Origin of the sequence: Methylobacterium nigriterrae (assembly GCF_037106235.1) — a bacterium.
Lineage (GTDB): Bacteria > Pseudomonadota > Alphaproteobacteria > Rhizobiales > Beijerinckiaceae > Methylobacterium > Methylobacterium nigriterrae.
Map to the genome: position 1 here is coordinate 1 of NZ_JBAWTG010000642.1, position 339 is coordinate 339.

At 62.2% G+C, this 339-nt stretch carries 1 pseudogene; it reads right to left on the reverse strand.

The annotated features are described in order from the left end of the window. Positions 1-251: 251 nt before the first annotated feature. Positions 252-339, reverse strand: a pseudogene (locus tag WDW90_RS38575) (IS5-like element ISMex42 family transposase); the annotation flags it as partial.

The following is a 339-nucleotide window of genomic DNA, read 5'->3' on the forward strand; positions in this document are numbered from 1 at the left end:
GTTTATCGTGCCGCTCTACCCGCTTGCGCCGGAGAACGATTGCTTGGTCGTGATCTCGTTCGTGCTCGGCGTCTATCGCGACGTCCTTGCGAGCCAGGGTCCATCTCGGCTCTTCCTCATGGGCGACTCCGCTGGGGCGGTCTGGCAGTCTCCCTCGCCATGCAATCGGCCTCAGCAGCACTGCCGAAGCCCACTGGCTTGGTTCTCATCTCGCCCTGGCTGGACGTCACTATGACGGCGGCTACGGCCTGTTAGCTCTTGAGCCAGTCCAGAGCGGCTGCGAGCGAGAGAACGCCCATGAAGCTTGAAGCTGTCTTCTCGTAGCGGGTTGCGATGGCA